This is a genomic window from Caulobacter sp. NIBR1757, from assembly GCF_027912495.1.
Classification (GTDB): domain Bacteria; phylum Pseudomonadota; class Alphaproteobacteria; order Caulobacterales; family Caulobacteraceae; genus Caulobacter.
Genome location: NZ_CP115463.1, coordinates 1,224,235 through 1,236,845 on the forward strand (window position 1 = coordinate 1,224,235; position 12,611 = coordinate 1,236,845).

Sequence of the window (12,611 nt, forward strand, 5' to 3'; positions counted from 1 at the left end):
GGTGACGCCGCCGCTTCGGACACCTTACATTGCTCAGGCTAGGGAACGGGAGACGCAATGCGTCGCGACGTGCTGGAACTTCGCGCCTTCTACGCCTCGCCGAGGGGCGGGGCGGCGCGTGAGATGCTGGGCCGCAAGGTGGTCGAGGCCTGGGGCGACGCCGCCGGCCTCGATGTGCTGGGGCTGGGCTATGCCACCCCGTTCCTGGATTCCTTGCGGCCCAAGGCCCGGCGCGTGATCGCCGCCATGCCTGCGCAGCAGGGGGTGGAGGTCTGGCCGGGCGGGCGCGGAAACCTGACGGTGCTGGCCGACGAGTTCGCCCTGCCGCTGGCCAATGCGCTGTTCGACCGGATCCTATGTGTGCATGCGCTGGAGGAGAGCGAGAGCGCCCCGGCCCTGCTGGCCGAGGTCTGCCGAGTGCTGGCCCCTTCCGGGCGGGTGATCGTGGCGGCGGCGGCGCGCAACGGGCTGTGGTCCAACGCCGAGGGCACGCCGTTCGGGCACGGGCGGCCGTTCACCCGCGGCCAGCTGGAAGACCTGCTGCGCGAGGCGGGGCTGGAGCCGACCGGCTATACGCGGGCCCTGTATGCGCCGCCGTTCACCTGGGCCGCGCGCTGGGCGGACGGGTTCGAGCAGGTCGGGGCGCGGCTGTGGCCGGGGTTCGCGGGCCTGATCCTGATGGAGGCGGTCAAGCAGACCTTCGCCGTCAAGCCGCGCGGCTCGCGGGCGAGGATTCGCAGCCGGGCGCCCGGAATATTGGCGCCGGTTCCCGCCGGCCGCGTTTCGCAAGCCAAGCCCTTTGACGACAAGGCTCCGCGCGCCTAGCTATGGGGGCGTTCAGAGGACCTCGCCATGAAGATGATCGTCGCCGTCATCAAGCCCAGCCGCCTGGACGCGGTGCTTGACGCCGTCACCGAGGCCGGCGCCTCGGGCCTGACGGTCACCGAGGTGCGCGGCTATGGCCGCCAGAAGGGCAAGACCGAGGTCTACCGCGGGGCCGAGTACGAGGTGAAGCTGCTGCCCAAGGTGAAGCTGGAGATCGCCGTGTCCGACGACATCGTCGAGACGGTGATCGAGGCCATCGTCCGCGCCGCCAACAGCAGCAAGATCGGCGACGGCAAGGTGTTCGTGCTCGATCTGGAACAGGCGCTGCGTATCCGCACCGGCGAGAAGGACGCGGCGGCGATCACGGGGTAGACTGGCGGCGCAAGGGAGCGCGCATGGCCGGTTGGACTTTGGGAATCATCGGGGGCTCGGGCCTCTACGACCTGCCGGGTCTCGAAGACCGGCGTGTCCATGACATCGATACCCCGTTCGGCGCGCCGTCGGGGCCCATCGTCACTGGCCGCCTGGGTGATGTCAGCCTGGCCTTCCTGCCGCGCCATGGGGCGGGACACCGGATCTCGCCGACCGGACTTAATTCGCGGGCCAACATTCACAGCCTCAAGCAGCTGGGTTGCACCGACCTGCTGTCGCTGTCCGCCGTGGGTTCGCTGGCCGAGGACCTCAGCCCCGGAACTTTTGTTACGGTGGGCCAGTACATCGACCGCACCTTCGCCCGCGAGAGCAGCTTCTTCGGCGAAGGGCTGGTGGCGCACGTCTCCATGGCCGAGCCGACCTGCCCGCGATTGTCGGGATATGCGGCGCAGGCGGGCCGAACGGCCGGCGCCTCGGTCGTCGAGGATGTCACCTACCTGGCCATGGAAGGCCCGCAGTTCTCGACCCGGGCCGAGAGCCGGCTCTATCGCGGCTGGGGCGCGCAGGTGATCGGCATGACGGGCATGCCGGAGGCCAAGCTGGCCCGGGAAGCAGAGCTGCCCTACGCCTGCGTCGGCATGGTCACCGACTATGACGCCTGGCGCGAGGACGAGGCCGGGGTCGAGGTCACCGACGTGCTGGCGGTGCTCAGCGCCAACGCCGCCATGGCGCGGGACCTGGTGGCGGCCCTGGCCGGCGCCTTGCCGGAGGTGCGCGAGGCCTCTCCGATCGACAGCAACCTCGACTACGCCATCATCACGGCCCATGACGCTCGCGATCCGGCGATGATGGCAAAGCTGGACGTCATCGCCGGTCGCGCCCTGCGCAAGGGCTAGCGGGGCGGCGGCTAGTCCTCGCTCCTGCGGGTGACCGTGCGATGGAACAGCTGCAGGGTCCTCAGGCGCGCCAGTCTGGCGGAGTCGGCGTCGTAGTCCGTCCTGCGATCCGAGAAGAAGCCGTGGCCGGCGTCGTAGAGGTAGATGGGCAGGTCAGCGTGCAGGGCGCGGATCTCCTCGACGCGGTCCATCGGGATGGAGGCGTCCGACTTGCCGAAATGCAGGATGGTCGGGCAGCGCGGCGTCTCGTCCTTCAGCTCGCTGATGCGGCGGCCATAGAAGCTGGAGGCGGCGGTGACGCCGTCGCAGCGGCAGGCGGCGAGCCAGGTGGCCGCCCCGCCCCAGCAATAGCCGGCGACGAAGACGGGACCGCGGGTCTTCAGCTGGTCGATGGCCGCCTGGCAATCGCCGGCCACCTGGTCCCAGGGGGTGGCGGTGGAATACTGCACGCCCTTCTGGATCGACTCCTGATCGTAGGCGGCCTCGAAGCCGGGCTCGAGCCGGTCGTAGAAGCTGGGGGCGATGACCTCGTAGCCGTCGGCGGCGAAGCCGTCGGCCAGCTCGCGGATGTGGTCGGTGACCCCGAAGATCTCCTGGATCAGCAGGAGGCCGCCGCGCCGGGCGTCCTGGTGCGGGGCGTGCCAGGCGGCCAGCTCGAAACCGTCGTACTGGCTGGTCAGCTTGAGGGTCTCGCCCATCAGATGGCCCCGTTGGCCTCGAAGAGTTCGAGGGTGCGTTTGCGGGCCAGTTGGGCGTCTTCGAGGTTGGAGTCCGGCCGCCCGTCGTTGTTGAAGCCGTGGCCGCTCTGTTCGTAGATGAAGACAGGGACTTCGGGATGGGCGGCGGTGACCTTGGCCTTGACCTCGTCGGCCGGGATGTGGGCGTCGGTGCGGCCGAGGTGGACGATCACCGGGCAGCTGAGCGGCAGACCGGCCATGCCGGCGACCTGGCCGCCGTAGTAGCTGGAGCCGGCGGCAAGGCCCTTCACCCGATTGGCGGCGAGCCAGACCATGGTGCCGCCGTAGCAGTAGCCGACGATGAAGACCGGGCCCTTGTCCTTGAGGGCATCGACGCAGGCCTGAATGTCGCTCATGGCGTTGTCGGGGCCGTTGCCCGTGGCCAGCTTGACGCCGGCGGCCAGCCCTTCGGGGTCATGCCCGGCGGTGAAGCCCTTCTGGCCGCGATCGAACATTGAGGGGGCGAGGGTCTCGAAACCAAGGTCCGACCAGCGCGCGACGTCGGCCTGGACGTATTGGTCGAGGCCGAAGATCTCCTGGATGACGATCACCCCACCGCGCCTCTGCCCCTGCGCCTCTGCATGCAGGGCCTCGAACTGGAAGCCGTCGTGCGGGCTGGTCAGGGTGATGCGGTCGGTCATGGCGCGTCCTCTTGTGGGTTGCGCGCAACTTGCCACGGCTGCCGCTACGGACAGAAGCGGGGTTTTCGCAGGTGGCCTAAATAACGGCAGACCCGGTCCGCCCTAGACCTTGCTGACCCGGCACTGTTTGGCCTTCTGCATACGGGCGGCTTCTTCGAAGGCCCGGTCGGAGAGATCGGGGATGGCTTTCAGCAGGGTGGCGTCGACCTCGGCGACGCCGAGGCGGGCGTTGTCGCGGGTCAGGAAGGCGAGGGCGAAGGTGTCGCCCGCCGAGAGGGCCCTGATGAAGGCCGTGCGGCTGTTGGCGTGCGCGATGGCCTCCGCCTCGTTGTCCGCCCGTTCCTGAGCGACGCCGACGTAGGCGCGGTGGGGGTCCTTGCTGCCGGTCATGTAGATATAGCTGCCGGACTTGATCTGGACGCCGTTGGAGCCCCAGGCGACGTAGGTCCAGTCCTTGTCCGGCGTGGCGCTGGCCGGCAGGGGCGGGCCGACGAACTCGTCGCCGACCGGCCACCAGGGCCGTTTCGCCCCCGGCTTGCTGAAGGGCGGCGGAGGCGTCTTGCCGATCCAGGCCCAGCGCAGATGCACCCTGTACTCAGCGGTCTGGCCAGCCGGGTCGGTCAGGTCGAAGGTGTGGGGCGGATCGGGCGACAACTGCGCCTTGCCGACCGGCACGATCAGGGTGGCGCGCGAGGCGTCGGCCTTGAAGGTCTTGCCGTCGCCGAAGATCACGGCCTCAAGCCGCCCGCCGGGCAAGGCCAGCTTTACGTCGCACTGGACGACCGTGTCTGCCGCGTTTGCCGGGGTCGTCAGCGCCGGTGCGGCCAGGGCTGTCAGCGCAACGAAAGCGATCAGGTGGCGGCGCATAAGGGTCTCCCGGGCGACCGTAGATTGCGGCGCCGGCCAGCCAGCCGCATCCCCTAAAGCGGGGGAACGGCGGCGGTGAGCAACGGGCCGATCTCTTCGTGCAGGACGAGGTCGGCGTACTGGTCCTGCTCGGTCGGCTCGCGGTTGACGATGACCAGCCGGGCGCCATTGCGCTTGGCCAGCAGGGGAAAGCCGGCGGCCGGGTAGACGACCAGGGAGGAGCCGAGGACGAGGAAGAGGTCGCAGGCGTGGGTCTCTTCCTCGGCCCTGGCCATGGGGCCGAGCGGCATCGACTGGCCGAAGGAGATGGTGGCGGTCTTGACGATGCCGCCGCAGGAGCGACAGGCGGGGATTTCGCCGCGCTCGACGAAGGACGGCTTGAGGTGGTGCAACTCGTGGCGCAGGCCGCAGTCGAGGCAGATGGCGTAGGAGGCGTTGCCGTGCAGCTCGATGACCCGGTCATCGGGGATGCCGCTGTCCTGGTGCAGGTTGTCGACGTTCTGGGTGATGACGGCGGACACCTTGCCCTGGGCGACCAGCCGGGCGACGGCGTCGTGGCCGGCGTTGGGCGCGCGGCCCGTCCAGCCGGCCGTGCCGCTGAAGGTGCGGGTCCAGGCCTCGCGGCGGCGCTCTTCGCTGGCCACGAAGTCCTGGAAGTAGATGGGCTTCATCTTCGACCAGACGCCGCCGGGGCTGCGGAAATCGGGGATGCCGGACTCGGTCGAGATGCCGGCGCCGGTGAAGACGACAACGCGATCAGCGGCGTCGATGAGCTGGGCGAGGCGGTCGGCGGGGGTCATGGACAATAACTTAGAGCGTCACCCACGGCTGTCATCCTCCGACCGCGCAGCGGATCGGGGGACCCAACTGTCCGCGTGAGAATGGCCGGGGGTCTTTCCGGATCCGCCATGGATCCCCCGGTTCCGGCTTCGCCGGCCCGGAGGATGACAGCGGTGGGGTTCAGACGTTGAAGCGGAAGTGCATCACGTCGCCGTCCTTGACGACGTATTCCTTGCCTTCCGACCGCATCTTGCCGGCTTCCTTGGCCCCGGCCTCGCCGTTCAGGCGGACGAAGTCTTCGAAGGCGATGGTCTCGGCGCGGATGAAGCCCTTCTCGAAGTCGGTGTGGATGACGCCGGCCGCCTGGGGCGCGGTGTCGCCGACGTGGATCGTCCAGGCGCGGGCTTCCTTGGGGCCGACCGTGAAGTAGGTCTGCAGACCGAGCAGCTTGTAGGCCTCGTGGATCAGGCGGTTGAGGCCGGGCTCTTCGAGGCCCAGGGCGCCGAGGAATTCGGTGCGCTCCTCGGGATCGAGCATGGCGACCTCGCTCTCGATCTGGGCCGAGATGACGACGCTGTTGGCGTTGTCCTTGCGGGCCCGTTCGGCGACCAGGTCGGAGAACTTGTTGCCTTTGTCGGCGCTGGCCTCGTCGACGTTGCTGACATAGAGGGCCGGCAGGGAGGTCAGCAGCTGCAGCATGTGCCAGGCCTTCTCGTCCTCCTTGTCGACCTTGGCGGTGCGGGCCGGGCGGCCGGCGTTCAGCTGTTCCAGGGCCAGGTTCACGAGGCGCAGGGTGGTGGCGCTGTCCTTGTCCTGGCGGGCGCGCTTTTCGAGATTGGGGACGCGCTTTTCCAGGCTCTCGAGGTCGGCGAGCATCAGCTCGGTCTCGATGATGTCGAGGTCGCTCAAGGGATCGATGCGGCCCTCGACGTGGGTGATGTCGTCGTCCTCGAAGCAGCGGGCGACGAAGGCCACGGCGTCGCAGTCGCGGATGTTGGCCAGGAACTGGTTGCCCAGGCCCTCGCCCTTGGAGGCGCCGCGCACCAGTCCGGCGACATCGACGAAGTTGATGCGGGCCGGGATGATCTCCTTGGAGCCGGCGACGGCGGCCAGTTTGTCGAGGCGCTGCTCGGGCACGGCCACGTCGCCGACGTTCGGCTCGATGGTGCAGAAGGGATAGTTGGCCGCCTGGGCCTGCGCCGTCTGGGTGAGGGCGTTGAACAGGGTCGATTTGCCGACGTTGGGCAGGCCGACGATCGCGACTTTCAGGGCCATGTAAATTGCAGTTCGCTAGGGGAGAAGATCAGGGGGCGCGACCTAGCACACCCCCGCCTTAAAGCGAAACCGGATCAGCCTTTCGGGGCGGTCGGGTAGAGGGCCGCATAGGCGAAGTCGCGCCAGTGTCTCGCTTCCTTGCGGAAGTGGGCGGTGGTGCGCTTGGCCCGCTTGTCGATCTCGGTCATGGCGTCCTGGGCTTCGGCGCGGCGACCCTGTTCGCACAGGAAGGCGACGTAGCGGGCCATGCCTTCGAGGCCGGGCAGGCGGCCGGCGGCCCATTCATAGGCGGTGTCGGCCTCGGTGGTCCGGCCCAGCGCCTGATAGGCGCGGCCCATGGCCAGCGCCGCCTGGGGCGTGCGGCCGGCTTCGCCAAGCTCGCCCAGCTTCTCGAGAATCGGCAGGGCCTCGGCCGGGCGGTCCAGTTCGATCAGGGCCTTGGCTCGGCCGAGCAGCAGGGTGGCGTCCTCGGCATGGATGCCCTGGGCGGCGTCGGCGTACATCCGCTCGGCTTCGTCGTGGCGGCCGAGCCCGGAGGCGGCGGCGGCCAGGCGCATGCGGTTGGCGACGGTCGGGCTGTCATCGACCAGAGCCTGGGCGGCGCGGTACTCGCCTTCCGGATTGAGGGCCTGTTTGGCGGCGGCCTGCAGCCGACGCGAGGCGGAACCCCCGACCAGGTCGGGGGCCACGGCGACGAGGAAATAGACCAACGGTCCGAGGCCGGGGAAGGCCAGGATGATGAACAGCCAGTACATCTCGCGACCCGTCTTCACGACGTGGACGCACATGAGGATCGCAAAGACGAGGCCGAGGCCGAAACCGACAAACATGATGTGAACTGTCCCCCCGGACGAGATTACCTCAATCGCCGTCCCGCAGCGAGCGGCGCGGGTCGGATTTCACCGCCGGCGCCAGGCGAAGAACCTCGGCCTGATAGCGCTCGTCGTCGCCGTCGAGGGCGAAGGGCAGGGCGTCGCAGAGGGCGTCCAGCATCGGGTTTAGCCAGTCGCGATCGACCTTGTGGAAGTCGCTGAGCACATGGCCCTGGACCAGCTCCTTGTCGCCCGGGTGGCCGACGCCGATTCGGGCCCGGCGGAAGTCGGGGCCGATGGCGGCGATGGTCGAGCGGATGCCGTTGTTGCCGGCCGCGCCGCCGCCGGTCTTCATGCGGAAGCGGCCGGGGGCCAGGTCGATCTCGTCGTGGAAGACGATGATGTCGGTCGGGGCGATCTTGAAGAACTTGGCCGCCTCGCCGATCGAGCGGCCGCTTTCGTTGTAGAACTGCTGGGGCTTGAGCAGCAGGACGCGGTGCTCGCCGACCGCCCCCTCGCAGGCCAGGCCCTGGAAGCGGGCCCGCCAGGGCGAGGCGCCGATCGACCGGGCGATGGCCTCGACGGCGACCCAGCCGACATTGTGCCGGGTGCGGGCGTAGCGTTCGCCCGGATTGCCGAGGCCGGCGAGCAGCAGCATGGCGGGGTCCCCTTATGCAAATGCGGCCAGGCGTCGCCGCCTGACCGCATTCGAAAAGCACAGACGAAAGTGAAGCGCTTAGGCTTCTTCGCCCGAGTTGGCTTCGTCGTTGATTTCCGACAGGGCGGCCGACGAGACCTTCAGGGTGGCGATGACGAAGTCACGGTCGGTGATCGACGCAGTCACGCCCTTGGGCAGCTGGATGTCGCTCATCCGGATGGTGTCGCCCATTTCGCGGGTCGAGATGTCGACGATCAGTTCTTCCGGAATGGCGTTGGCCGGGCATTCCAGCTCGACTTCGTGACGGACGACTTCCAGCGAGCCGCCCTTCTTCATGCCGGGGCTGACGTCCTGGCCCTTGAAGTGCACCGGGACGTTGATCTTCACGGTGCCCTTTTCGTCGACGCGCATCAGGTCGAAGTGGAAGGGATTGTCGGTGACCGGATGGAACTGGATGTCCTTGGCGATGACCGGCTGGCTCTCGTCGCCGTACTTCAGGGTCACCAGGTGGCCCAGCAGCTTGCCGGTGTAGAGCGCCTTGCGGAACTCGTTTTCCTTGACCGCGATGGCCACCGGGGCCTTGTCGCCGCCGTACAGGACGCCGGGGACCTTGCCCCCGCGACGGGCTTCACGGGCGCCGCCGGTACCGGTGCGGTCGCGGACTTCGACGTTGAGGACGATCTCGGCCATTGTTCTTGCAGTCTCAAAACGAAGCCGCCGCGCGAAATCTCCACGCGGCGACGGTCGGTGAATTCAGGGTCCGGGTCGATACACTCTTTGGATTTGGAGTGCAACGGCCCGGAGTCGGATTCTGAGGGGCTTTAGCCGCCCTTGGCCTTCGGCTTGGCCGCCGGTTTGGCGGGCGCCTTGGGGGTCGGGGCCTTGGTGGCGACCACGACCGGCTTGGGCGGTTCGATCGGCATCGGGGCGCCGGCGCTCTTCAGCGTGCATTGCCCGGTGTCGATCAGCACGTGCTGGCCGAGGCAGAAGACGTCCTCATAGTGCGGCTTGGCGGCGGCCAGGCACTGGTAGAGCATCAACTTGGACATGTTCAGGCAGAACATGGACGGCTCGTCGGTGAACATCGGCTCGAGCGCGATCAGCTTGTCGTCGCCGGCTTCGCCCAGCGCCGCCAGGGCGGCGAGGGCCAGGCCGCGGACGACGACCGGAGAATAGGGGGCGCTGGCGGCCTGGCCGACGATGCCGTCGGGACCGGCGGCCGATCCGCCATTCAGACTGGCCGACTGCATCCGGCCGACTTCCTCGATGTCGCCGCGAATGGGGGTCGAGGACAGGGTGCGGACGTCGGCCAGGCGACCTTCGCGGTTGGGCACGAATTCCTTGGACCACTTCTGGCGCTGGACGTCATAGGCCGACTGCTTCACGGCCCGGCCGGCCAGCAGCACCTTGGTCCCGTCGTTGCCGAGCGCCGAGATGATCAGGCCGGCGGCGCGGTCGGCGCCGGGGTAGTTGGTCACCGAGTAGGGATTGGCGAGGATCTGGGCGGCGATGCGCTGGCGCTGGGCCGGATCGACGGCATAGGTGCGGATGTTGGCGATATAGGCCTGGTCCTGCAGGGCGATCACCGCCGCATAGGCGATGGACCCGCGCAGCAGCTGCTTGGGCTCGTAGGACGCGCCGGCCCGCAGGGAGCTGGCCACGGTCGGGGCGTCCGGGAAGACGGTGGGGGTGGCGGCGGCGCGGGTCATGTAGCCGCGCCAGGCGCTGGCTTCCTCGAACAGCGAGGCCGAGAGGGTGATGGCCGGCGGCGGCGGCGGAGGCGGCGGCAGGGCCGCGACCTGGGCCGGCGGTTCGGCGGTCGAACAGGCTGCGAGCACGAAGGTCGCGGCGACAGCGGCCAGACCGGCCAGCACGGAAGATCGAATGGTCATGGTCGAAAGCTTTCCCCGGAGCCCACAGGGCGGTCAATAGCACATCGCTCCGGGCGGGAATGTGACCGCTCTGCGTTAACCATACCTTGACGGGGCGTCGATTGCCGGGACGGCGAAATCCCCAATCAATCGAACAGCTTGGAAACCGACTCTTCGTTGGCGATGCGGCGGATGGCCTCGCCGATTAACGAAGCGGCCGACAGAAGCCGGATCTTGCCATTGCCGCGGATCAGGTCGGGCTGCTCGATGCTGTCGGTGACCACCACCTCGCGCAGCACGCTGTCGGCGATGCGCTGGTTGGCCGGATCGGACAGAACGCCGTGGGTGACATAGGCCGAAACCTCGGTCGCGCCGTGCTCGGTCAGGGCCTTGGCGGCGTTGCAGAGGGTGCCGGCGCTGTCGATGATATCGTCGAACAGGATGCAGCTGCGGCCCGAGACGTCGCCGATGATGTTCATCACCTCGCTCTGGCCAGGGCCCGAGCGGCGCTTGTCGACGATGGCCAAGTCGCAGCCGAGGCGGCTGGCCAGGGCGCGGGCGCGGACCACGCCGCCGACGTCGGGCGAGACGATCATCAGCTCGCTGGACTTGCGGCCATGCTGCGCGCGGATGTCATTGGCGATCAGCGGGGCGGGCAGCAGGTTGTCGGTCGGGATATCGAAGAAGCCCTGGATCTGGCCTGCGTGAAGATCCATGGTCAGCACCCGGTCGGCCCCGGCGCGGGTGATCAGGTTGGCGACCAGCTTGGCGGAGATGGGCGTGCGGCCGCCGGTCTTGCGGTCCTGGCGGGCGTAACCGAAGTAGGGCAGCACCGCGGTGATCCGCCGGCCCGAGGCGCGCTTCAGCGCGTCGATGCAGATCAGCAGCTCCATCAGGTTGTCGTTGGCCGGGTAGCTGGTCGACTGGATGACGAAGACGTCCTCGCCGCGCACATTCTCGTCGATGGTGACGAAGACCTCGTTGTCGGCGAAGCGGCGGACCTGGGCCTTGGTCAGCGGCATGTCGAGGTACTGGGCGATGGCGCTCGCGAGGGTTCGATTGGAGTTGCCAGCCAGCAGCTTCATGGGACGACTCTTCGCGGGGTGAATGTTGGGCGGTCTGTAGGGGGGCGAGGCCGTCCGGGCAAGGCGGATTCGGCGCCTATCCCAGAGAGTCCAGCGACGGGCCGCCCAGCCAGGTCTTCCAGATAACGACGGCCGCCCAATGCAACAGCACGGCGGGCCAGATCGAGCCGGTCCGCCAGCGGGTCAGGGCGCAGGCGAGCCCCAGCAGGCCGGTGGCCAGCAGGAAGTCGGGGCGGGCGAACAGCTGCCGGGCGCCGGGCAGGAAGGTGAAGCCCTCGAGCGGGTGCCAGAGGACGTAGAGCGCCGTCGACAGGGCGATGGCCAGGACGGGTCTGGCGGCCTCCTTGCCTGGGACCATCAGGCCGCGGAAGACGGCCTCCTCGCCGATGGCCGGGACGAAGAGGACGGTCAGCAGGGTCAGGGGCAGGGCGGAGAGGTCGCCGCCGCCCGGCTGGTAGAGGCCGGTGGCCAGGCCGATGGCGGCCATGGCCAGCAAGGCCGGGACGCCGACAAGGGCGGTGAACCGCCAGCCGGCGCCGTCCGGCAGGGTGGCGAAGCTGGCCAGCAGGCGACGGGACAGTGTCAAGATCATCGGTTCCAACCTGATTGCCCCGCTTTCGGGGGATGCGGGGACCGCGCCACGTCCCCAGGATGATCCCCATCCTAGACGAGGAGCGAGCGTGATGTTGCGATCTGTCCTGGCGGGGCTTGCCGCCGTCTTTCTTCTGGCCGCCACCCCGGCCCTGGCCCAGACCTCGGCCTTCGATCGCGGTGTCCAGGCCTACAACGCCGGAAACTTCGCCGGCGCCGCCGCCGCCTTCGACGAAGCCTATCGCGCCAATCCGCAGGTCGCGGTCCTGCGCAACCGGGCCCTGTCCTACTACAAGGCCCAGGCCTACGAGCGTGCGATCGCCGATTACCAGACGCTGTCGAGCCAGACCCAGGAGGCGGACGATCTGGTCATGTACGCCAACGCCCTGGACCAGGGCGGCCAGTACGAGCGCTCCATCCCGGTCTACGAACGGGCCGCCACCCTGCCGCCCGGAAAGCTCTCGGCCTGGCAGGAACTGGGGGTCGCCCATTCGGGGGCCGGCAAGTACAGCCTGGCCGCCGACGCCTATGCCAAGGCGGTCGCCACCCGCCCCGATGACGCCAAGCTGCGCTTCTCGCACGCCAATGCCCTCTACGACTCCAGCCGTTTCGCCGAGGCCCTGCCCGCCTACCAGGCGGCCACCCGTCTCGACGCCGGCAACGCCAAGGCCTGGCGGTATCTGGGCAATACCCAGGCCAAGCTGAATGACATTCCCGGCGCCATGGTCAGCTTCGACCGGGCCCTGGGTATCGAGCCGAACAGCTATGACTCCACCATCGACAAGGGCTCGGCCCTCTACAACGCCAAGGACTACGCCGGCGCGATCCCGCTCTATCGCCGGGCGACGCAGCTCAATCCGAAGTCGGCCACCGCCCACGGCTACCTCGGCGACGCCCTGCGGCTGACCAAGGACTACGCGGCGGCCAGGAAATCCTACGAGACCGCCCTGACCCTCGATCCCAAGCTGGTCTTCCCCTTCCAGGGGCTGATTCCAATCCTCATCGTCACCGGCGACACCGCCGCCGCCAAGGCCCGCATCGACCAGCTGCGGCCGCTCGACGCCGCCGCGGCCAACAAGTACCAGGCCATGCTGCCGCAATGAGCGGAGGGCCGGGCGGACAAGGTTAACGGCGGCTTAACCTCTCCGCCCCAAACCCGTCCCAAAGGCGTGGGACTCCTCTGCCCACGCCAGCAGGAGAC

The 12,611-nt window shown here is 68.6% G+C and carries 15 protein-coding genes; 4 read left to right on the forward strand and 11 right to left on the reverse strand.

Annotation, left to right across the window (positions count from 1 at the left end):
- The first annotated feature begins 57 nt into the window (after positions 1 to 57).
- From O5I81_RS05890 to mtnP, 3 genes are read left to right on the forward strand one after another with little or no spacing between them, the layout of a single operon-like run.
- Positions 58 to 825 (forward strand): methyltransferase domain-containing protein, encoded by a 768-nt coding sequence (locus O5I81_RS05890; RefSeq protein WP_271068024.1) that lies wholly within the window; start codon positions 58 to 60, stop codon positions 823 to 825.
- A gap of 27 nt (positions 826 to 852) precedes the next feature.
- Positions 853 to 1,197: a P-II family nitrogen regulator gene (locus tag O5I81_RS05895; RefSeq protein ID WP_271068025.1), complete on the forward strand. Its 345-nt coding sequence runs from the start codon at positions 853 to 855 to the stop codon at positions 1,195 to 1,197.
- 23 nt (positions 1,198 to 1,220) lie between these two features.
- Positions 1,221 to 2,093, forward strand: coding sequence for an S-methyl-5'-thioadenosine phosphorylase (gene mtnP / locus O5I81_RS05900; RefSeq protein WP_271068026.1), 873 nt, complete (start codon positions 1,221 to 1,223; stop codon positions 2,091 to 2,093).
- 11 nt (positions 2,094 to 2,104) lie between these two features.
- Here mtnP and O5I81_RS05905 read toward each other — a convergent pair whose 3' ends face one another.
- The 11 genes from O5I81_RS05905 to O5I81_RS05955 form a co-directional block, all read right to left on the reverse strand.
- A complete protein-coding gene (locus tag O5I81_RS05905) occupies positions 2,105 to 2,791 on the reverse strand; it encodes a dienelactone hydrolase family protein (protein ID WP_271068027.1) in 687 nt (228 codons plus the stop codon).
- The gene (locus O5I81_RS05910) at positions 2,791 to 3,471 is read right to left on the reverse strand and encodes a dienelactone hydrolase family protein (RefSeq protein ID WP_271068028.1); all 681 of its coding nucleotides are present in this window, start codon (positions 3,469 to 3,471) and stop codon (positions 2,791 to 2,793) included. Before O5I81_RS05910 ends, O5I81_RS05905 begins: the two co-directional genes overlap by 1 nt.
- A gap of 102 nt (positions 3,472 to 3,573) precedes the next feature.
- A complete protein-coding gene (locus O5I81_RS05915; RefSeq protein WP_271068029.1) occupies positions 3,574 to 4,338 on the reverse strand; it encodes a hypothetical protein in 765 nt (254 codons plus the stop codon).
- Between the two features lie 53 nt (positions 4,339 to 4,391).
- Positions 4,392 to 5,138: a Sir2 family NAD-dependent protein deacetylase gene (locus tag O5I81_RS05920; RefSeq protein WP_271068030.1), complete on the reverse strand. Its 747-nt coding sequence runs from the start codon at positions 5,136 to 5,138 to the stop codon at positions 4,392 to 4,394.
- Positions 5,139 to 5,298: 160 nt separating this feature from the next.
- Positions 5,299 to 6,393: a redox-regulated ATPase YchF gene (ychF, locus tag O5I81_RS05925; RefSeq protein ID WP_271068031.1), complete on the reverse strand. Its 1,095-nt coding sequence runs from the start codon at positions 6,391 to 6,393 to the stop codon at positions 5,299 to 5,301.
- A gap of 74 nt (positions 6,394 to 6,467) precedes the next feature.
- Positions 6,468 to 7,223: a hypothetical protein gene (locus tag O5I81_RS05930; protein WP_271068032.1), complete on the reverse strand. Its 756-nt coding sequence runs from the start codon at positions 7,221 to 7,223 to the stop codon at positions 6,468 to 6,470.
- Between the two features lie 31 nt (positions 7,224 to 7,254).
- Positions 7,255 to 7,863, reverse strand: a complete 609-nt coding sequence (gene pth / locus O5I81_RS05935; protein WP_271068033.1) for an aminoacyl-tRNA hydrolase — start codon at positions 7,861 to 7,863, stop codon at positions 7,255 to 7,257.
- A 78-nt stretch (positions 7,864 to 7,941) separates the two neighbouring features.
- Positions 7,942 to 8,553 carry a 50S ribosomal protein L25/general stress protein Ctc gene (locus O5I81_RS05940; RefSeq protein ID WP_271068034.1) on the reverse strand — a complete coding sequence of 204 codons (612 nt, stop codon included), beginning with the start codon at positions 8,551 to 8,553 and terminating at the stop codon, positions 7,942 to 7,944.
- A 131-nt stretch (positions 8,554 to 8,684) separates the two neighbouring features.
- Entirely contained in the window at positions 8,685 to 9,755 is a 1,071-nt protein-coding gene (locus O5I81_RS05945; RefSeq protein WP_271068035.1) for a hypothetical protein, read from the reverse strand.
- A gap of 125 nt (positions 9,756 to 9,880) precedes the next feature.
- The gene (locus tag O5I81_RS05950) at positions 9,881 to 10,819 is read right to left on the reverse strand and encodes a ribose-phosphate pyrophosphokinase (RefSeq protein WP_271068036.1); all 939 of its coding nucleotides are present in this window, start codon (positions 10,817 to 10,819) and stop codon (positions 9,881 to 9,883) included.
- A 76-nt stretch (positions 10,820 to 10,895) separates the two neighbouring features.
- Entirely contained in the window at positions 10,896 to 11,405 is a 510-nt protein-coding gene (locus O5I81_RS05955) for a CPBP family glutamic-type intramembrane protease (protein WP_271068037.1), read from the reverse strand.
- A gap of 97 nt (positions 11,406 to 11,502) precedes the next feature.
- Here O5I81_RS05955 and O5I81_RS05960 point away from each other — a divergent pair, with 97 nt between their 5' ends.
- Positions 11,503 to 12,513, forward strand: a complete 1,011-nt coding sequence (locus O5I81_RS05960) for a tetratricopeptide repeat protein (protein ID WP_271068038.1) — start codon at positions 11,503 to 11,505, stop codon at positions 12,511 to 12,513.
- Positions 12,514 to 12,611 lie beyond the last annotated feature (98 nt).